The 19,442-nt window shown below is 43.5% G+C and carries 17 protein-coding genes and 1 other annotated feature; of the genes, 16 read left to right on the top strand and 1 reads right to left on the bottom strand.

Going from position 1 to position 19,442, the window contains the following annotated elements:
* Nucleotides 1–15: 15 nt before the first annotated feature.
* The 5 genes from DDV21_RS07180 to DDV21_RS07160 all read left to right on the top strand — a co-directional run bounded on the left by DDV21_RS07180 (nt 16) and on the right by DDV21_RS07160 (nt 6,685).
* Nucleotides 16–1,161, top strand: coding sequence for a cysteine desulfurase family protein (locus tag DDV21_RS07180; RefSeq protein ID WP_116878764.1), 1,146 nt, complete (start codon nt 16–18; stop codon nt 1,159–1,161).
* Nucleotides 1,162–1,247: 86 nt separating this feature from the next.
* Nucleotides 1,248–2,462, top strand: coding sequence for a tRNA uracil 4-sulfurtransferase ThiI (gene thiI / locus DDV21_RS07175; RefSeq protein ID WP_116878765.1), 1,215 nt, complete (start codon nt 1,248–1,250; stop codon nt 2,460–2,462).
* A 95-nt stretch (nt 2,463–2,557) separates the two neighbouring features.
* Nucleotides 2,558–4,063 carry an accessory Sec system glycosyltransferase GtfA gene (gtfA, locus tag DDV21_RS07170; protein ID WP_116878766.1) on the top strand — a complete coding sequence of 502 codons (1,506 nt, stop codon included), beginning with the start codon at nt 2,558–2,560 and terminating at the stop codon, nt 4,061–4,063.
* On the top strand, nt 4,060–5,376 hold the full coding sequence (gene gtfB / locus DDV21_RS07165; RefSeq protein ID WP_116878767.1) for an accessory Sec system glycosylation chaperone GtfB: 1,317 nt from the start codon (nt 4,060–4,062) through the stop codon (nt 5,374–5,376). Before gtfA ends, gtfB begins: the two co-directional genes overlap by 4 nt.
* A 118-nt stretch (nt 5,377–5,494) precedes the next feature.
* Nucleotides 5,495–6,685, top strand: a complete 1,191-nt coding sequence (locus DDV21_RS07160; protein ID WP_116878768.1) for a CapA family protein — start codon at nt 5,495–5,497, stop codon at nt 6,683–6,685.
* Nucleotides 6,686–6,909: 224 nt separating this feature from the next.
* Here the strand turns inward: DDV21_RS07160 and DDV21_RS07155 are convergent, their stop codons facing one another.
* The gene (locus DDV21_RS07155; RefSeq protein WP_116879182.1) at nt 6,910–7,860 is read right to left on the bottom strand and encodes an IS30 family transposase; all 951 of its coding nucleotides are present in this window, start codon (nt 7,858–7,860) and stop codon (nt 6,910–6,912) included.
* A 188-nt stretch (nt 7,861–8,048) separates the two neighbouring features.
* Nucleotides 8,049–8,127 (top strand) — a sequence feature (ribosomal protein L21 leader region).
* A 34-nt stretch (nt 8,128–8,161) separates the two neighbouring features.
* Here DDV21_RS07155 and rplU point away from each other — a divergent pair.
* The 11 genes from rplU to carB all read left to right on the top strand — a co-directional run bounded on the left by rplU (nt 8,162) and on the right by carB (nt 19,315).
* Entirely contained in the window at nt 8,162–8,476 is a 315-nt protein-coding gene (rplU, locus tag DDV21_RS07150; protein ID WP_116879069.1) for a 50S ribosomal protein L21, read from the top strand.
* A 5-nt stretch (nt 8,477–8,481) separates the two neighbouring features.
* A complete protein-coding gene (locus DDV21_RS07145) occupies nt 8,482–8,817 on the top strand; it encodes a ribosomal-processing cysteine protease Prp (protein WP_116879068.1) in 336 nt (111 codons plus the stop codon).
* Between the two features lie 22 nt (nt 8,818–8,839).
* Nucleotides 8,840–9,133, top strand: coding sequence for a 50S ribosomal protein L27 (gene rpmA / locus DDV21_RS07140; RefSeq protein ID WP_116879067.1), 294 nt, complete (start codon nt 8,840–8,842; stop codon nt 9,131–9,133).
* Between the two features lie 169 nt (nt 9,134–9,302).
* On the top strand, nt 9,303–10,208 hold the full coding sequence (locus DDV21_RS07135) for a LysR family transcriptional regulator (RefSeq protein WP_116879066.1): 906 nt from the start codon (nt 9,303–9,305) through the stop codon (nt 10,206–10,208).
* A 15-nt stretch (nt 10,209–10,223) separates the two neighbouring features.
* Complete coding sequence (gene lspA, locus DDV21_RS07130; protein WP_116879065.1) at nt 10,224–10,688, top strand: signal peptidase II; 465 nt, start codon at nt 10,224–10,226, stop codon at nt 10,686–10,688.
* Nucleotides 10,672–11,568: an RluA family pseudouridine synthase gene (locus DDV21_RS07125; protein WP_116879071.1), complete on the top strand. Its 897-nt coding sequence runs from the start codon at nt 10,672–10,674 to the stop codon at nt 11,566–11,568. Before lspA ends, DDV21_RS07125 begins: the two co-directional genes overlap by 17 nt.
* Before the next feature lie 444 nt (nt 11,569–12,012).
* Nucleotides 12,013–12,534 carry a bifunctional pyr operon transcriptional regulator/uracil phosphoribosyltransferase PyrR gene (gene pyrR, locus DDV21_RS07120; RefSeq protein ID WP_116879070.1) on the top strand — a complete coding sequence of 174 codons (522 nt, stop codon included), beginning with the start codon at nt 12,013–12,015 and terminating at the stop codon, nt 12,532–12,534.
* Nucleotides 12,535–12,559: 25 nt separating this feature from the next.
* Nucleotides 12,560–13,819: a uracil-xanthine permease family protein gene (locus DDV21_RS07115; RefSeq protein ID WP_116879064.1), complete on the top strand. Its 1,260-nt coding sequence runs from the start codon at nt 12,560–12,562 to the stop codon at nt 13,817–13,819.
* 95 nt (nt 13,820–13,914) lie between these two features.
* A complete protein-coding gene (locus tag DDV21_RS07110; RefSeq protein ID WP_116879063.1) occupies nt 13,915–14,841 on the top strand; it encodes an aspartate carbamoyltransferase catalytic subunit in 927 nt (308 codons plus the stop codon).
* Nucleotides 14,842–14,908: 67 nt separating this feature from the next.
* Nucleotides 14,909–15,991 (top strand): carbamoyl phosphate synthase small subunit, encoded by a 1,083-nt coding sequence (locus DDV21_RS07105; protein WP_116879062.1) that lies wholly within the window; start codon nt 14,909–14,911, stop codon nt 15,989–15,991.
* Between the two features lie 144 nt (nt 15,992–16,135).
* A complete protein-coding gene (gene carB / locus DDV21_RS07100) occupies nt 16,136–19,315 on the top strand; it encodes a carbamoyl-phosphate synthase large subunit (protein WP_116879061.1) in 3,180 nt (1,059 codons plus the stop codon).
* Nucleotides 19,316–19,442 lie beyond the last annotated feature (127 nt).

Raw genomic sequence — 19,442 nt, 5'->3', positions numbered from 1 at the left:
TAAAGAGGACAGCAAATGATTTATTTTGATAATGCAGCGACAACAATTCCTTATCCGGAAGTACTGAGAACCTATCAGGAAGCTGCTGCTACTATTTACGGCAATCCTTCCAGTCTCCACTATCTGGGAAGTCAGGCGAAGCGCGTTCTGGATGCCAGCCGTCAGCAGATTGCAGACTTACTCAGGGTTGGAGTTGATGACATTTTTTTTACATCGGGAGGAACAGAAAGCGATAATTGGGCACTTAAGGGGACTGCTTTTGAAAAGGAGCGGTACGGTCGTCATATTATTGTCTCAGCGATTGAACACCCGGCTGTTAAAGAGTCCGCTGAATGGTTAGGGAAACACGGTTTTACTGTCAGCTATGCACCAGTAGATAAGAAGGGCCTTGTTGATTTAGAAACTCTGTCTGGTCTTATCAGACCCGAAACGATTTTAGTTTCGGTGATGGCTGTTAATAATGAGATGGGCTCAATTCAGCCGATTCAGGCTATTTCAGAGCTGCTGGCAGATAAACCGACCATCACTTTTCATGTCGATGCGGTTCAAGCAGCCGGGAAGCTCCCAGTTAGTGACTACTTGACAGATCGTGTGGATTTGGCCAGCTTTTCAAGCCATAAGTTTCATGGGGTGCGCGGTCTCGGTATCCTTTATAAAAAATCAGGAAAACGTCTGAATCCGCTCTTAAACGGCGGCGGCCAGGAGTCTAATCTTCGTTCAACGACGGAAAATGTTGCTGCTATTGCGGCAACTGCCAAAGCTCTGCGTCTGGTCAGCGATAAACAGACTGCCGCAGTCACCCGGCTGCAAGAAATGAGGGACCTTATTTATGAGACATTGTCCAGTTTCGAAGATGTTCTTATTTTCTCTGGGAAGGACAGGCAGTCTGCTCCTAATATTTTGACTTTTGGTATCAAAGATGTTCGGGGAGAAGTGCTGGTCCATGCTTTTGAAAAACATGATATTTTTCTTTCGACTACCAGCGCCTGTTCATCTAAGGCCGGCAAACCAGCAGGCACTTTGCTGGCTATGGGCATTCCTGTCAAATCCGCACAGACAGCTGTCCGTGTCAGTCTTGATGATGAAAATGATATGAGTGACGTAGAGCAGTTTCTGACTGTTTTTCGTCAAATTTATGCTGATACCGCAAAAATACGTTAAATGTGATAAAGAAAGGACAAGATTCAATAGTTAAAGGGAGCAGCTAAAAACTGTTTCCGAAGTATTTGGATTTTAGCAATGTAATCATGCACTATTCAGAAATTATGATCCGCTACGGCGAACTGTCAACTAAGGGAAAAAACCGTATGTATTTTATCAATCGGTTAAAAAACAATATCAAACATGTTTTGTCCGTTTTTCCGGAAATCAGGGTAACAGCTGACCGTGATCGGGCACATGTTTATCTCAATGGCTGTGATTATCTGCCGGTCGCAGAGTCTTTGAAAGAAATCTTTGGGATTCAGGCCTTTTCACCGGTTTATAAGGCAGAAAAAGACGTTGAGCTTCTTAAGAAAAATGTTCAGGAACTCATGCTGTCTATTTATCAAAAAGGCATGACGTTTAAAATTACAAGTAAGAGGAGCGATCACAGTTTTGAACTGGACAGCAGGGAGCTGAACCAGATTATGGGAGCTGCTGTTTTTGCTGCTATCCCTGATATTCAAGCACAGATGAAGAATCCCGATATCAATTTAACAATTGAAATTCGTGAAGAAGCCGCTTATCTGTCTTATGAAAACATTAAAGGAGCGGGAGGGCTTCCCGTAGGAACTTCTGGAAAAGGGATGCTGATGCTGTCCGGAGGAATTGATTCGCCGGTTGCTGGCTATTTGGCGCTCAAACGCGGTGTTGCCATTGAGGCTGTCCATTTTGCCAGCCCGCCTTATACCAGCCCCGGAGCTTTAAAAAAAGCACAGGATTTGGCGCGTAAATTAACAAAATTTGGCGGCAGTATCCAGTTTATTGAGGTTCCTTTTACTGAAATTCAAGAAGAAATCAAAGAAAAAGTACCGGAAGCTTATCTCATGACTCTTACGCGGCGCTTCATGCTGAGGATTACTGACCGTATCCGGCAGGAGCGTTCCGGACAGGTTATTATCACAGGGGAAAGTCTCGGTCAGGTTGCCAGCCAAACTTTGGAATCGATGCAAGCCATTAATGCTGTTACTTCGACACCGGTTATCCGCCCTCTTGTCACAATGGATAAGCTTGAAATTATTGAAATGGCACAGAAAATTGATACTTTCAATCTCTCTATCCAACCCTTTGAAGACTGCTGTACCGTTTTTGCACCAGACCGTCCCAAAACGCATCCCAAAATTAAGAATGTGGAACAGTATGAAAAACGGTTGGATGTTGAGGGCCTGATTGAACGGGCTTTATCCGGTTTGGTGATATCATCAATTAGTTCTCAGTCTGAAAATGACGAAATAGATGAGTTGTTAGACAGTCTGCTATGAGACTGAATGTTTTGATAAAAACTGAATTTTAAGGGAGAGTTTGCTGGGCGGCTGTCTTGAAATGAACAGCCCTAAAGGAAAGAGAAGGAGTCTCTATGACTGTTTACAGTATTAATTTTGGGCTCGCTTGGGCCAATTCTGGAGTTGAATATGCGCAGGCATACCGCAATCAGCTGTTGGGGCAACTAAACTGGGATCATAAATTTATTTTTTTGGATTTTATCTGGCAGCACAATATTGCTGATTTGGCGGCTAATCTTGGTTTTACAAATGACGAAATTATCTGGCTTTATACTTTTTTTACCGATCAGAAACTGGCTCCGACAACCTTTACTCTGTCCGATCTGCAGGCGCTTTTTCATGGGAAATTGAGTCAAAAACTGAGCAGCGGCAAGTCTGTACGCTTTTTTTACGAAGAAGAAGATGTTTTTTTGACAGCCTATTTAAAGGAAGAAGGGACAGATATTGTCCACCGTGTTGAATATGTTTCGCAAGGCAAGCTGATTCGGAAAGACTTTTTCTCCTATACCAGAATGTTTACAGAGTACTATGCTCCTAAAGACAATAAGGCTTATCTTTATCAGCGCCGCTTTTTTAATGATGATGGCAGTCTGGCTTATGATGAGCTGATTGATGGCGGGGAATCAATCTTTCGTCTCAGCAATCAAATCTGCTATTCAAAGGAAGAGTTTATTGCACATTTTATTCGGTCTCTTGCTTTGAGCAGACACGATATGGTAATCTTAGACCGGTCTCTTGGAATAGGTTCGGCTGTTTTGCCATATGTCAAGCCTGCTAAACTGGCTGTTGCCGTTCATGCGGAGCACTTTGTTAAAGAGGCAGGCAGAGATGCGGCTGTACTTTGGAATAATCATTATGAATACCCATTTTCCCATGCAGATGAAATTGATGTTTTTCTGCTGGCGACAGAGAGGCAAAAAACGGTTTTGGCAGAACAATTTCAACGCTTCACTCCCTATAAACCGCAGCTTATCAGTCTCCCTGTTGGCAGTATTGACCGCCTCAGAAGACCTGACAGGCCAAGGAAGCCTTTTTCGCTGATTACTGCTTCACGTTTGGTTCCCGAAAAGCAGCTGGAGATTTTGATTGAAGCGGTGGTTCAAGCTAAAAAATCTCTGCCGGAATTAAGTCTTGATATTTACGGTCAAGGCAGCGAAGAGTCGAGGCTTCTGCAGCTTATCGAGGAAAATCAGGCAGCTGATTTTATTCATCTGTGCGGCCATCAGAATGTGGAGGAAATTTATCAAAACTATCAAGTCTATGTCACCGCTTCAAGAAGTGAAGGCTTTGGTTTGTCGCTTATGGAAGCTCTGGGATCAGGCTTAGCACTGATTGGTTTTGATGTTCCTTACGGCAACCAGACCTTTATTGAAGATGGTGAAAATGGCTTTCTCCTCTCCATTTCGGATTTTAATGATGGCTTGCTCAGCCATGCTTTTAGCCAGAAAATTGTTGACATTTTTCAATCAGGACGTCTGGAACTTATGTCTGAGTTCTCTTACCGCAAGGCGGAAGATTTTCTGACAGAGCGAATTGCTCGTAAGTGGCAGAATCTGCTTGAGGAGGTGACAGAAGCATGATTAATTTATTTGACAGTTATGATCAGAACAGCTGGGATCTCCATTATTCTCTGCTGGTTTCAGGCTATAAGCAGCCCAGTATCGCGCTCAATGATGACGGTTTTTTGCCCTATGATGTGACATCTCCTTATCTGTTTTTTACAGATTTTGCGGCTGTATCCGGCCGGCCTCTTTATTTCAGTGAACTGCCGCTGCCTCCTTATTGGGAAATCAGAACAGACCGCAGTCAGGCCAGTATTTGGGATTTAGGCCGGCAGCGCGGTCGTATCCGATTTTTACAGACAGATAATCAGCGTTTTATCAAGGAAGTTGACTGGCTGGATGATAAGAAAGAGCGCCGGCTGACGGACTGCTATAACCGTGTCGGCTTTCGTTACTCGCAGATTAGTTATAATGCATCTGGGCAGCCTGTTTTACGTTCCTATTTTGACAGAAACAATCAAGAAGTGCTGCTTGAAAATTATATTACAGGTCATTTGATTTTAAACTACAGGCAGCAGGTTTATATATTTAAAAATAAGCTGGAATTTTTGACGTTTTATTTTAAAGCAGCCCAGTTTAATCTGGATCGCGTTTTTTACAATTCGTTGGGTCCCGCTTTCTCAGTCATTCAGTCGCTTTCGCAGCCGGGAGAAGATATTCTTTTCTGGCAGAAAAATATTGAGGCAGCTGTTCCGGCCAATATGAGGCAGCTTCTTCAGCAAGGCAGCCGCCGCCGGACAAAAATTGCGGTACAGCATAAGGCAGCCTATAAAAATCTGCAAAAACTCCTGACTGAAACAGAAGTTCGCCGCACGGACTATCTAGGCTTCCTCTATCCTTTTAAACGGGAAAATCAGGGGCGCAGTCAGGCTTTGATTTTGACGCATTCTGATCAGATACAGGATTTGACAGCGCTGGTAACAAATCTGCCTGAGGTTGACTTTCACATTGCTGCTCCAACAGCAATGTCCAGCAAACTATTAGCTTATAAGAAATATGCCAATATCCGCCTTTATCCTCGTGTGGATCAGGAGAGACTCAATCAGCTTTATCTGGCCTGCGATTTTTATTTGGACATCAATCACGGCCGTGAGGTTCCCTCAGCTCTAAGGCGGGCTTTTGAAAATAAAATGATTATTTTTGCCTTCAAACAGACTGCCCATAATTATCGGTATATTGCTCCTAACCATTGTTTTCAGACTGCAGAAGAACTGCTTTTTGTCTTTCTGCAGGTTTTGGCCAATCCGCCGATTATCCCTTCTTTATTAAAAAAACAATATGAAGGGGCTGATTTGGCAGCTGTTGAAGACTATCATAAAATTATTGGTTAAAAACCAGATTATAAAAGCGAAGCAGCGAGGTACAGCAACAACCTTTGCCTGCTTTTATTTTTAAAAAATTTAGTTAAAAAGTCTCCTAGAGTGTTATAATACAAGTAAGGAGGCTCTTATGAAAAAGTTTAGGATTATTTACCGTAAAACCAGTCTTACCTGCCTGCTGATTATATGCTCCTGTTTAGTGCTGGCTTTGGCCTTTGATATGCTGGGAGGTCTCGCAGTCAGGAAAGAAAAAACAAAGACAGAAAAAAGCACCGTCCGTGTAGTAGCCAACGGTGACATTTTGCTGCACGATATCCTTTATACCAGCGCCAGACAGGAAGACGGCAGCTATGATTTCGCTCCCTATTTTGAATATGTCAAGGATTGGATTGGAGAAGCTGACTTGGCTATTGGCGATTATGAAGGGACGATTTGTCCCGACTACCCCCTGGGAGGTTACCCGCTGTTTAATGCGCCGCCGGAAATCGCAACCTGTATGAAAGATGTAGGCTATGATGTTGTCGATCTGGCCCACAATCATATTTTGGATTCTAACTTGGCCGGCGCTTTAAACACAGTTGAGGTTTTTAATGCTCTCGGCTTGGATACCATCGGTATTTACAAGAAAAATCGTTCTCAAGAAGATATTCTGATTAAGGAAGTGAAAGGTATAAAAATTGCTATTTTAGGTTACGCTTATGGCTACAATGGCATGGAAGCCAACCTGACGGAAGCAGAATACCTGGCTCATCTGTCAGACCTTGATGAACAGCAGATGAAAGAAGAAATCAAAGAAGCGGAAAAAAAGGCAGATATAACTATTGTCATGCCGCAGATGGGTATCGAGTATGCCTTAGAACCTACCGATGAGCAGGTCGAGCTTTATCATAAGATGATTGATTGGGGAGCAGATGTGATTTTTGGCGGCCACCCTCATGTAGCCGAACCTTCAGAGACGGTGGAGAAAGACGGTGATAAAAAATTTATTATCTATTCTATGGGAAACTTTATTTCCAATCAGACCTATGAGCGGATGGAGAACGTTTGGACAGAACGCGGTCTGCTGATGGATCTTACTTTCGAGAAAACTGGCAGCCGTACGATCATTAAAACAGCTAGGGCTCATCCGACGCTCGTTTGGTCATGGGGTAAAGGGGAATACGGAAATGAAGGCTATGAGTACTTTAATTACCGAATCCTCATTTTGGAAGATTTTATTGAAGGCGGCAGATACCGCGATCAGCTGGATGACACAATGAAGGCCAAGGTTGACGATGCCTACCGGGAAATGACAGACCTAGTTAACCTGCAGTGGGATTAAACATAAGATACAAAGAGCTTAGCCCGTGTTCAATTCAATAAGATACAAAGGGCGTTCAAGCTCACAGCAAAAATAGGAGCCTGACCGTCGAGTCACAAAAGACTCAAGGGAGGGCTATACTCACAGAGCAGCCACATTCGTACGTCAGCTCGCGCTTCCTACGACTGCGTCTCTTTTTTTCCAAATTCAATCACTGATGAAATAGGCTAAATTTCAAGTTGAAGTTAGCCACTGAATACAATTTCTCTAGGTGTCTTGTAGTTTAATATTCGTTTGGGATAATTGTTTATCCACCATTCAATCTGAGTGGCCAGTTTTCTGGTCGCTCTTGTTTTTCCCTTGGGTAGGAAACGTCGAATAAGACGGTTGTGATTCTCATTAGAGCCTCTTTCCCAAGAGCAATAAGGGTGAGCATAGTAGATCTTCTCTTCACTAAAAATCTCGCTTAGTCTAGCAAATTCTGCCCCATTATCAGCTGTGATTGACGTGATCTGATATTCCTGTAAAATGCTCGACAAGGCTTCGTTAACGGCTTGTGCTGTCTTACTGGGCAAGTAACGAATGATTTCATACCTGGTTTTTCGATCTGTTAATGTCAGAAAGCAAGGCGCTTTAGCCCGTGTCTGAACAACCGTATCAATCTCATAATGCCCAGCCTCCAGTCGTTGAGTGATCGCTTCAGGCCGCTCCTCAATCGACTTTCCAACAGGCATGAAATTAGGACTGGCTGTTTTCTTAGGGGATTTGCCTTTTCTTGGATACAGCCTATCTGCCTTAGTCAGCCCCAGGTACCCCTTGTCCATCCAGTAGTATATGGTGGATTGTGGGACGTTGACTTTACGTTTTGAAATCATCTCAGGTGACCACTTCAGCTTGATGTAGTGGACAATGGTTTCCTTGACTTTCTTCGTGAGACTAACAGCTTTACGGCTATTTTTTCGATTAATCTCATACACTTCCTGAGCTCTATCCGCCCTATAAAGCTTCTCAAACTTCCCCTTACGCACCTGTTGGAGGACCAGTCCACGTTTCATCTCGTTGTTTATCGTTTGAGGAGCTTTGCCTAAGAGACCTGCAATCTCACGATTAGATTTCCCTTCTTGCTTCCAGCGTTCAATCAAGCGGCGATCAGCTATTGTCAAGTGCTTGCCTGTTGGTGTATAATGGTCTTGCATCTCTATGTCCTTTACTTGTGTTTTCGTCAACTACAAGTGTAACATAGAGGTGTTTTTTTGCATCTAAGTGGCTAACTTCATTTTAGAACTTTCAACTGATGAAATAGAAAGAAAAAGTAAGATTGCTGATGATTAAGCCTTGTTTTTTAAAAGTATTGATGCTATAATATAAAAGTTGACTGTATGCACGTCCAGTGCAACCGCTCGGAAATCGTTAAGTTAAGCAGAAATGATATTCTCACGATTGCGGCGAGTCTTCACAAAGAGGATTATCCTCAAAAAAAATTATAGGAGGTGCATGATGAGCACATATGCAATCATCAAAACTGGCGGCAAGCAAGTAAAAGTTGAAGTTGATCAAGCTGTTTATGTTGAAAAACTTGATCTTGAGGCAGGAGCAGAAGTAACCTTTGATGAGGTTGTCCTTATCGGCGGTGAAACAACTAAAGTGGGAACTCCTGTCGTTGAGGGAGCTACTGTTGTCGGTAAAGTTGAAAAACAAGGCAAGCAAAAGAAAGTTGTTACTTTCAAATACAAACCTAAAAAAGGCAGCCACCGCAAACAGGGGCACCGTCAGCCATACACTAAAGTTCTTATCACAGCCATTAATGCTTAAGTATTATGATTGAAGCAACTTTTACACGCAACCGGTCCGGTTTTTTAGAACATGCAGAACTGAAAGGACATGCAGGGAGCGGTGAATACGGCTTTGATATTGTCTGCGCATCTGTCAGCAGCTTGGCACTTAATTTTGTCAATTCGCTTGATTTGCTGGCTGAATGCTCTGCAGATGTCGACATTAATGAGCGGACAGGCGGCTACATGGCAATCTCGCTTCCGCCTGGTTCTGATAGAGAAGAGAAGGTTCAGCTTTTATTTGAGTCATTTTTTCTGGGAATAGCTAATTTAGCTGAACATTCAGCAGAATTTGTGACTTTAAAAGTGCTTGAAAACTAGTTTTAAAGAGAGGAATACGATTATGTTAAAAATGAATCTTGCCAATTTGCAACTTTTTGCCCATAAAAAAGGTGGCGGTTCTACATCAAACGGCCGTGATTCAGAAAGCAAACGCCTAGGCGCTAAAGCTGCTGACGGCCAAACTGTTAAGGGCGGTTCAATTTTGTACCGTCAGCGCGGCACTCATATTCATCCGGGAGCTAATGTAGGCCGCGGTGGAGACGATACCCTTTTTGCTAAGGTTGAAGGCGTTGTCCGTTTTGAACGCAAAGGCCGTGACAGAAAGCAAGTATCTGTTTACCCAATTGCTAAGTAATGATTTAACCTTAGAAACTCGCTTGATGAAGGATTATCAAGCGAGTTTTTTGTCTTCTGCATGCACCGTCAGCCGCTGGTTCTTCCGTACTGCTGTCCGTTTTGAAAGTATACCTAATGTTCATTTTTTTGTATAATAGAGATAATCAATAAAAAGAGAAAGTCGAATTATGAATATTCAGCAATTAAGGTATGTTGTGGCAATTGCCAACAGCGGGACATTCCGCGAAGCTGCAGCCAAACTTTTTGTCAGTCAGCCCAGCCTATCTGTGGCTGTTCGGGATTTAGAGACAGAATTAGGGTTTCAGATCTTCACTCGAACGACGACAGGGACAGTACTCACCAGTCAGGGCTTGACTTTTTATGAAAAAGCACTGGAGGTTGTCAAGAGTTTTGACAGCTTTGAAAGGCAGTTTTCTCAGCCGGATGCTGCAAATAATGAATTTTCTATTGCCAGTCAGCACTACGATTTTCTGCCGCCTTTAATCACTGTGTTTTCCAAAACCTATCCTGATTATAAGAATTTTCGTATTTTTGAATCAACGACGATTCAGATTTTAGATGAAGTTGCTCAAGGAGACAGCGAGATCGGTATTATCTATATTAACAACCAAAACCGTAAAGGGCTTCTGCAGCGAATTGAAAAGCTGGGTCTGGAGTATGTGGAGCTGATTCCTTTTAAAACACATATCTATTTAGCTAAGGATCATCCTCTGGCAGCAAAAACAAGCCTGTCTATGGATGATTTGGCGGGTCTGCCTACAGTTCGGTTTACGCAAGAAAAAGATGAGTATCTCTATTATTCTGAAAATTTTGTTGATACAACCGAAAGTTCACTGATGTTTAACGTGACTGACCGTGCTACTTTAAATGGTATTTTAGAGCGTACAGATGCTTATGCAACAGGGTCCGGTTTTTTGGACAGCCGGAGTGTCAATGGCATTACTGTCATTCCTTTAATGGATAATCTTGATAATAAAATGATTTATGTTAAGCGGCGGGATAAAAATCTGACAAGCTGCGCTTTGAAATTTGTGACTGTTATGCAGGATTATTTTGCTAAATATAAGCCTTAGGAGAACTGAGACCTTATGCGAAAACTATTACTGATACTTTGCGGCTTTTTCCTTTTGTGTCTGGATCAGCTGAGCAAATACTGGATTGTTAGGCATCTTAATCATGGCGAGACCGTACCGTTCTGGCCCGGGGTCTTCAGTTTGACCTATCTGCGCAACTATGGGGCTGCTTTTTCTATCTTGCAGAATCAGCGCTGGCTGTTTGCTGTTATCACTGTAGCTGTTCTGGCCTTTGCTCTTTATTATCTGATGAGTAATATTAAGGGAGATCTCTGGCTTCTTGCTGGTTTGCTTTTGATTATTGTCGGCGGTCTGGGCAATTTTATTGACCGCATACGTTTAGGTTATGTGGTTGATATGATCAACTTGGAGTTTATTGAATTTGCTGTTTTCAACGTGGCCGATTCCTATTTGACAGTTGGTGTTTTTTTACTAATAATAGCGTTATGGAAAGATGAAAAAAATGGAAATTACAATTAAAGAGGGAGGCGGCCGTTTGGATAAGACGCTGTCCGATTTGACTGATTTATCGCGCAGCCAGATTAAAGAGGCTGTAAAGACAGGACTGATTTCGGTCAACGGTCAAAGTAAAAAAGCAAGTTATACCGTCCAGACTGGTGATAAAATTTCTTATCAAATACCGCAGGCGGAAATGCTGGAATACGCTCCCCAAAATCTTCCTTTGGATATTGTTTATGAAGATGCAGATCTTGCAGTTGTCAATAAGGTACAGGGGATGGTTGTCCACCCCGCAGCCGGTCATACAAGCGGTACGCTGGTGAACGCCTTGCTCTATCATATCAAGGATCTCTCTACGATCAACGGTGTCATACGTCCCGGAATTGTCCACCGTCTGGATAAGGATACGTCAGGACTTTTGATGGTGGCTAAGAATGATTTGGCCCATCAGGCGCTAGCCGCTGAACTGAAGGCCAAGAAATCCTTGCGGCGGTATGTGGCTATCGTTCACGGAAATGTACCTGATGATTTTGGTCTGATTGAAGCGCCCATCGGCCGCAGTAAAAAAGACCGTAAAAAACAGGCTGTCACAGCTCAAGGCAAGCCTGCACTTACACACTTCCATGTTTTAGAACGGTTTAGCAGCTATACGTTCTTAGAACTCACTTTAGAAACTGGCAGGACTCATCAGATCCGTGTGCATATGGCCTATATCGGCCATCCTTTAGCTGGCGATCCTCTCTACGGTCCGCGTAAAACGCTGCAAGGGGAAGGACAGTTTCTCCATGCTCAAACGCTTGGTTTTACCCACCCAAGAAGCGGTAAGCTGATGGAATTTTCTGTTTCGCCGCCGCAGATTTTTCAGGAAAGACTTGAGCAGCTGCGAAAAGCAGAATTGTAAGAGAATGGAAGAAATGTCTGACTTCAAGCTGCGGGCTTTTATTGGAGAACACAAAAATAGGTTTTGATTCCTGCGTTTAATCAGTGCTATTATGTGTCAATATATAAATGGTACAGGGAGACGTTTTAAGAATGTTTTTTAGCAGTGCTGTGCCAAGACTTGAAAATTGTCTAAATTTTGATATAATATGAAAAAGAATATAAATCCTTTAATACTGTCCTGTGAGGCAGGCAAGGACAATCGCAGAAAATAGGGTAAGGTGTGCCGTTTTGACTGTGCCTCTGTTTTGTGAAATCTCCTTGCGTTCAGGGAGATTTTTTTCTGTATTTATGGAAGATTTGGCTTAAAATGGCGCTGGAGAGTTATGGCTCAGGCTGTACGGAAATAAAAAAACTGCCTGCCTTTATCTGCCGAGTCTTTGCTGATTTTTTAGAAAGGCTGTATATGAAAACAAAAGAAATTGTTGATGATGTGACGATGAAGCGTGCCATCACCCGGATTACTTATGAAATTATTGAGCGCAATAAAAAGCTTGATAAGATTGTCCTGGCAGGAATAAAAACGCGGGGTGTTTTTATCGCCCGGCGTATTCAGGATCGCCTGCAGCAGCTTGAGGGACTGGATGTTCCTCTTGCTGAACTGGATACTAAACCTTTTCGTGATGATATCAAGGTAAATGAGGATACCAGTTCACTGCCGGTTGATATTAACGGCAGAGACATTATTTTGGTTGATGATGTTCTTTATACCGGCCGTACGATCAGAGCGGCTATCGACAATCTTGTCTCCCGAGGCCGTCCGTCCCGCGTCAGCCTCGCCGTTTTGGTGGACCGAGGCCATCGTGAACTGCCTATCCGGGCAGATTATGTGGGAAAAAATATTCCTACCAGCGCTGACGAAGAAATTATTGTTGAAGTGCTTGAACATGATGGCAAGGATTGTGTCAGCCTGGCGGCGCCAAATTAAAATGAAAAAAGGACGGTATGGATAAGTGAATAATGTAAAATATGACGTACATGAGAGACCGGCTTCCGGCTTGCTGATAGGCCTGTCCTTTCAGCACCTGTTTGCGATGTTTGGTGCGACAGTTTTAGTGCCGATTCTGGTTGGCATCGATCCTGCTATTGCTTTATTTTCCAGTGGCTTGGGGACTCTGGCGCATTTATCGGTCACTCAGTACAAAATTCCGGCTTACATGGGGTCGAGCTTTGCCTACATTGCAACAATGCAGACTCTTATGAAAACCGGCGGCATTGCTGCAGTTGCGCAGGGTGCTATAGCCGGAGGTCTGGTTTATCTGCTGGTTGCCTTGGCTGTACGTTTTGCCGGCAATGCCTGGATTGATAAAATTCTGCCTCCGGTTGTTGTTGGTCCGATTATTATGGTTATCGGTTTAAGCCTTGCTACTACGGCGGTTAACGATGTCATGCTGAAAGACGGCAGTTATAATTTTACTTATTTGCTGATAGGCATGGTTACCTTATTGGCCGTGATTCTCTTCAATATTTACGGTAAGAAAATTATCGGTATCATTCCTGTTTTGCTGGGATTGATTGTAGGCTACCTTTTTGCTTTGGTTATTGGTCTTCTGACCAAACAAAATATTATTGATTTTTCAGATGTTGTCAGCAGTTCATGGTTTTCAGTGCCTGATTTTGATATTCTCTTTTTAGATTATTCCTTTAAATTTTATCCCAGTGCTGTTTTAACAATGGCTCCGATTGCCTTTGTTACAATGACCGAACACTTCGGTCATGTGATGGTGCTCAACAGTCTGACCGGCCGTGATTTCTTTAAGGATCCCGGCTTAGACCGGACATTGACCGGTGACGGACTGGCTCAGATAATCGCCGGTGTTTTCGGTGCTCCGCCAGTGACCTCTTATGGTGAGAATATTGGCGTTATGGCCTTAAATAAGATTTATTCAGTTTATGTCATTGCCGGTGCAGCCTTCATTGCTGTAATAATGAGTTTTATCGGCAAGGTTTCCGCTTTGCTGTCGTCTATTCCGGCACCGGTTATTGGCGGTATTTCCATTGCCTTATTCGGAGTCATTGCATCCAGCGGTCTGAAAATTTTGATTGAAAATAAGGTTGATTTTGACAATAAAAAGAATCTTTTAATTGCCAGTGTTATCTTAGTATCCGGTATCGGCGGCTTGATGCTGCAGATTAAGGGACTGCAAATTACAGGTGTCGCTTTTTCGACACTTTTAGGCGTTCTTTTGTACCAGATTCTTCCAGATAAATAAAAGATTTGCAGAAAAACAAGGTTTGTTTGGAAAAAGTCAGGTACAAGTCTTAATCAATTTATCTTAAATATAAGAAGCTTGCAGAGGGTTTATAAATGGCAGTAACAGACGGAATCGTGTCCTTAAAACATTTGGTGACTATGGAAACCTTATCTAATGAAGAAGTGCTTGGCCTGATTAAACGCGGCCTGGCTTTTAAAAATAATAAAGCCAGTTCTCAGCTTAACCGGCAGTACTTTGCAGCTAACCTTTTTTTTGAGGCTTCCACCAGAACGCATAAATCATTTGAAGTGGCTGAGAAAAAACTCGGTCTTGATGTGGTTGACTTTGATGCTAAAACAAGTTCTGTCAACAAAGGCGAGACCCTCTATGATACGATTTTAACAATGAGTGCCTTAGGAGTGGATATCTGTGTTGTCCGCCACTGGGAAGTGGATTACTATAAACAGCTGGTTGACAGCCGGACAATCCAGTCTGCTATCGTTAACGGCGGTGATGGTTCCGGTCAGCATCCCAGTCAGAGTCTGTTGGATTTAATGACAATTTATGAAGAATTTGGTGGATTTGAAAATCTAAAAATTGCTATCGCCGGTGATATTACGCATTCCCGGGTGGCAAAATCGAATATGCAGATTTTGAAACGTCTTGGAGCCCAGCTTTATTTTACTGGTCCTGAGCAATGGTATAGCAAGGAATTCGATGTTTATGGGAAACATGTTTTTATCGATGAGGTCATTGACAAAGTTGACGTTCTGATGCTGCTGCGGGTCCAGCATGAGCGCCATGACAGCAGCAGCGGTTTTTCTAAAGAGACTTACCACAGTCTGCACGGTTTAACTCCAAATCGCTATCGGCTTTTAAAGGACAGCGCTATTGTGATGCACCCTGCACCTGTTAACCGCGATGTTGAAATTGCTGACCAATTAGTGGAAGCACCGCAGTCGCGGATTGTTACGCAAATGCAAAACGGTGTTTATGTTCGTATGGCTATCATTGAAGCGGTGCTTCAGGGCAAAGTTTAAGCCGTTAAGAACCGTCAGATGGCAATAACAGTCTGACTGTTGCCTGAAGAGCTTAAGGAGAAAAAAGATGACAAAAAGACTTTTAATTTTAGAGGACGGCACCGTTTTTACTGGAACTGCTTTTGGTGCAGATGTGGACGTGACCGGTGAGATTGTTTTTAACACAGGCATGACAGGCTATCAGGAATCTATCACAGATCAGTCTTATAACGGCCAGATTTTGACTTTTACTTATCCCTTAGTCGGCAATTACGGTATTAACCGTGATGACTATGAATCAATTATCCCGACTTGCAGAGGGGTTGTGGTCCGTGAGTATGCCCGCAGAGCCAGCAACTGGCGCAAACAAATGGGGCTGGATGAATTTTTAAAAGCCAAGCATATTCCTGGAATTGCTGGAATTGATACTCGTGCTCTGACTAAAATTATTCGCCGGCATGGGACGATGAAAGCAACTATGGCCAGTGTCGGCGATGATCTGGAGCATTTGGAAGATCAGCTGCGGGCGACAGTTCTGCCCACTAACAATGTTGAACAAGTTTCAACTAAAACAGCCTATCCGGCTCCTGGTATCGGCAAGAATATTGTTTTAGTGGATTTTGGTCTGAAACATTCTATTCTTCGTGAATTTTCCAAGCGCAACTGCAATGTAACTGTCGTTTCTCACAATATTACTGCTGAAGAAATCCTGCAGCTGAATCCGGACGGTGTTATGCTTTCAAACGGTCCTGGCAATCCTGAAGATGTCCCTTATGCTAAAGAGATGATTCGAGGCATTCAGGGGAAGATTCCGATTTTTGGTATCTGTATGGGTCATCAGTTATTTAGTCTGGCTAACGGCGCCAAAACTTATAAAATGAAATTCGGCCACCGCGGTTTTAATCATGCTGTTCGGGAAATCGCTACAGGCCGCATTGACTTCACCAGTCAGAATCACGGTTATGCTGTTGACCGTGAAACGCTTCCGGATTGTCTGATGGTCACACATGAAGAAATCAATGATAAATCTGTTGAAGGTGTACGACACCGCGATTATCCGGCTTTTTCTGTGCAGTTCCATCCTGATGCAGCACCGGGACCGCATGACGCCAGCTATCTTTTTGATGAATTTCTAGAGTTAATCGATGCTTTTAAACAGACTGGAGCTTGATAATGTCCAGTTGCTAGGCTAAACTGACTCATCTTAAGGATAAATGTATGTGTCATATTTTCAGACGGACAAGATGCTTATATCCAGCGGCGGTCAGTCTGAAAAGATAAGACAGAGCAAGAGAGTAGAAACTAGAGGTAAGTAATGCCAAAACGTACAGATATTCAAAAAATTATGGTTATCGGTTCAGGTCCTATCGTTATCGGTCAGGCTGCTGAATTTGATTATGCAGGTACCCAAGCCTGTCTGGCTTTAAAAGAAGAAGGTTACAGCGTCGTTCTTGTCAATTCAAATCCTGCTACGATTATGACCGATAAGGAGATTGCAGATCAAGTTTATATTGAGCCAATTACGATTGAATTTGTCACTCGGATTCTGCGCAAGGAACGTCCGGATGCTCTGCTGCCTACTTTGGGAGGGCAGACTGGACTGAACATGGCGATGGAACTGGCAAAAGCCGGTATTCTTGATGAACTTGGTGTAGAGCTGCTGGGCACAAAATTATCAGCCATTGATCAGGCTGAAGATCGTGATCTTTTTAAACAGCTTATGGAGGACCTCAATCAGCCTATTCCGGAGTCGGAAATCGTTAACACAGTTGAAGAGGCTCTTGATTTTGCAGAGGCCATCGGCTATCCGGTTATTGTCCGCCCAGCCTTTACTCTCGGCGGAACTGGCGGCGGGATGTGCAGCAATGCAGAAGAACTCCGTGAGATTGCTGGGAACGGTCTTAAGCTTTCTCCGGTTACCCAGTGTCTGATTGAACGGTCTATTGCCGGCTTTAAGGAGATAGAGTATGAAGTGATGCGGGACAGTGCCGATAATGCACTCGTTGTCTGCAATATGGAAAATTTTGATCCGGTCGGTATTCATACAGGTGATTCTATTGTTTTTGCACCGACACAGACCCTGTCTGATATTGAAAACCAGATGCTGCGCGATGCCAGCCTCAGTATTATTCGTGCTTTAAAAATTGAAGGCGGCTGCAATGTTCAGCTGGCTCTTGATCCTAAGAGTTTCAAATATTATGTCATTGAGGTTAATCCTCGTGTTTCACGCTCGTCAGCCTTAGCCTCAAAAGCAACCGGCTATCCGATTGCCAAATTAGCTGCCAAAATCGCTGTTGGGCTGACATTAGATGAAATGGTTAATCCGGTGACGGGAAGTACTTACGCGCTCTTTGAACCGGCTCTTGATTATGTCGTTGCTAAAATTCCGCGTTTTCCTTTCGATAAATTTGAACGGGGAGAGCGCAGGCTTGGAACTCAGATGAAAGCGACCGGTGAGGTTATGGCTATCGGACGCAATATTGAAGAGAGCCTGCTCAAAGCCTGCCGTTCTTTGGAAATCGGTCTCTATCATAATGAAATGCCAGAGCTGGAAGGGGTCAGCGACGATGCCTTATTTGAAAAAATTGTCAAGGCTCAGGATGACCGGCTTTTCTATGTGTCAGAAGCTATCCGGCGCGGTTTTGCTATCTCTGAAATTGCTGATTTAACTAAAATTGATCCTTTCTTTCTGGATAAACTGCTGCATATTTTTGAGCTGGAGCAGGAGCTGGCTGAGCATCATGGAGACGTTAGTGTTCTGAAAGAAGCTAAAAGTTATGGGTTTTCAGATCAGAAAATAGCAGATTTATGGCAGATCAGTTCAGAACAGCTGCGTTCTTTTCGCCTAGAGCACCAAATTGTTCCAGTTTATAAAATGGTTGACACCTGTGCAGCGGAATTTGCATCGGCTACACCTTATTTTTATTCAACTTACGAATGGGAAAATGAATCTGTCCGTTCAGATAAAGAATCGGTCATTGTTTTGGGATCCGGACCGATTCGAATCGGTCAGGGAGTTGAATTTGACTATGCTACAGTCCACTCTGTTAAAGCCATTCAGGCAGCGGGTTATGAAGCCATCATTATGAATTCAAATCCGGAAACTGTTTCAACCGATTTTTCCATTTCTGACAAACTCTATTTTGAACCTCTGACCTTTGAAGATGTGATGAATGTCATTGAACTGGAACAGCCTAAAGGGGTTATTGTTCAGTTTGGCGGCCAGACGGCTATCAATTTAGCAGAGCCCTTGGCCAACGCTGGTATCAAGATTTTAGGGACACAGGTAGCCGACTTAGACCGTGCTGAAGACCGTGACCTTTTTGAGAAAGCGCTCAAGGAACTAGCGATTCCTCAGCCCCCTGGCCAAACAGCCACCAACGAAGAAGAGGCACTGCAGGCAGCCCGTAAGATTGGTTTTCCGGTTCTGGTACGTCCGTCTTATGTTTTAGGCGGACGGGCTATGGAAATTGTTGAAAACGAAGAAGACCTGCGATCCTATATGCGGACAGCAGTTAAAGCCAGTCCGGAACATCCGGTGCTCGTTGACTCTTATTTAGTTGGGCGTGAGTGCGAAGTTGATGCGATTTCAGATGGGGAACAGGTTCTGATTCCAGGTATCATGGAACACATTGAGCGTGCCGGCGTGCATTCAGGGGATTCTATGGCTGTTTATCCACCGCAGACCCTTTCAGAATCGCTTCAGGCTACAATTGCAGACTATACAAAACGCTTAGCACTGGGGCTCAATTGCATCGGAATGATGAACATTCAGTTTGTTATTAAAGATGAAACAGTTTACGTTATTGAAGTGAATCCGAGAGCCAGCCGTACGGTGCCTTTCCTGTCAAAGGTTACAGATATTCCTATGGCGCAAGTCGCTACTCAGCTTATTTTAGGTGCCAAACTTGCTGATTTGGGCTACAAAGATGGTTTATATCCAGCAAGCAGCCACGTCCATGTTAAAGCGCCGGTCTTTTCTTTTACTAAGCTGGCTAAAGTCGACAGCTTGCTCGGTCCGGAAATGAAATCAACAGGCGAAGTTATGGGTTCTGACTTAACACTTGAAAAAGCCCTTTATAAGGCGTTTGAAGCCTCTTATTTCCACTTGCCTGCCTTCGGCAATGTTATCTTTACAATTGCTGATGATACAAAGGCTGAAGCCTTACATCTGGCCCGCCGCTTTGCTAATGTCGGCTATAGTATTTTAGCGACAGCAGGAACAGCTGACTATTTCCGGGAAAATGGTTTGGAAGCTGTTTTGGTCAATAAACTTGGTGAAAATGATAAAAATGATATTCCGGCTCTAGTTCGGCGCGGTAAGGTTCAGGCTATTATTAATACAGTTGGCAACAAGCGAACCTTTGATGAAGATGGCCAAACAATCCGCAGTTCTGCAATTGAACACGGTATCCCGCTTTTTACAGCTATTGATACAGCAGCTGCTATGATTCGTGTACTGGAAAGCAGAGGTTTTTTAACACAGGCTATCTAAAACTTTCATAGCAAATAAAACGATGTGAAAGTTGGACAACAACCGGTAAATTGTCAGTTTATGACAATTTCGATTTTGCCTCTCCGCAGCTGATTAGGGAGGCCGCTGTCCCCTGTACAACAAAGGA

Source organism: Streptococcus chenjunshii (genome assembly GCF_003086355.1).
In the GTDB taxonomy this organism is placed as follows: Bacteria; Bacillota; Bacilli; order Lactobacillales; family Streptococcaceae; genus Streptococcus; species Streptococcus chenjunshii.
The sequence above is the reverse complement of the archived record's forward strand: the minus strand, read 5'-3'. Positions and strand labels throughout refer to the sequence as shown.

Coding starts and splice junctions, on each gene's coding strand:
- DDV21_RS07180 (WP_116878764.1), top strand. CDS start 16: ATGATTTATTTTGATAATGCAGCGACAACAATTCCTTATCCGGAAGTA.
- thiI (WP_116878765.1), top strand. CDS start 1,248: ATGCACTATTCAGAAATTATGATCCGCTACGGCGAACTGTCAACTAAG.
- gtfA (WP_116878766.1), top strand. CDS start 2,558: ATGACTGTTTACAGTATTAATTTTGGGCTCGCTTGGGCCAATTCTGGA.
- gtfB (WP_116878767.1), top strand. CDS start 4,060: ATGATTAATTTATTTGACAGTTATGATCAGAACAGCTGGGATCTCCAT.
- DDV21_RS07160 (WP_116878768.1), top strand. CDS start 5,495: ATGAAAAAGTTTAGGATTATTTACCGTAAAACCAGTCTTACCTGCCTG.
- DDV21_RS07155 (WP_116879182.1), bottom strand. CDS start 7,860: ATGCAAGACCATTATACACCAACAGGCAAGCACTTGACAATAGCTGAT.
- rplU (WP_116879069.1), top strand. CDS start 8,162: ATGAGCACATATGCAATCATCAAAACTGGCGGCAAGCAAGTAAAAGTT.
- DDV21_RS07145 (WP_116879068.1), top strand. CDS start 8,482: ATGATTGAAGCAACTTTTACACGCAACCGGTCCGGTTTTTTAGAACAT.
- rpmA (WP_116879067.1), top strand. CDS start 8,840: ATGTTAAAAATGAATCTTGCCAATTTGCAACTTTTTGCCCATAAAAAA.
- DDV21_RS07135 (WP_116879066.1), top strand. CDS start 9,303: ATGAATATTCAGCAATTAAGGTATGTTGTGGCAATTGCCAACAGCGGG.
- lspA (WP_116879065.1), top strand. CDS start 10,224: ATGCGAAAACTATTACTGATACTTTGCGGCTTTTTCCTTTTGTGTCTG.
- DDV21_RS07125 (WP_116879071.1), top strand. CDS start 10,672: ATGGAAATTACAATTAAAGAGGGAGGCGGCCGTTTGGATAAGACGCTG.
- pyrR (WP_116879070.1), top strand. CDS start 12,013: ATGAAAACAAAAGAAATTGTTGATGATGTGACGATGAAGCGTGCCATC.
- DDV21_RS07110 (WP_116879063.1), top strand. CDS start 13,915: ATGGCAGTAACAGACGGAATCGTGTCCTTAAAACATTTGGTGACTATG.
- DDV21_RS07105 (WP_116879062.1), top strand. CDS start 14,909: ATGACAAAAAGACTTTTAATTTTAGAGGACGGCACCGTTTTTACTGGA.
- carB (WP_116879061.1), top strand. CDS start 16,136: ATGCCAAAACGTACAGATATTCAAAAAATTATGGTTATCGGTTCAGGT.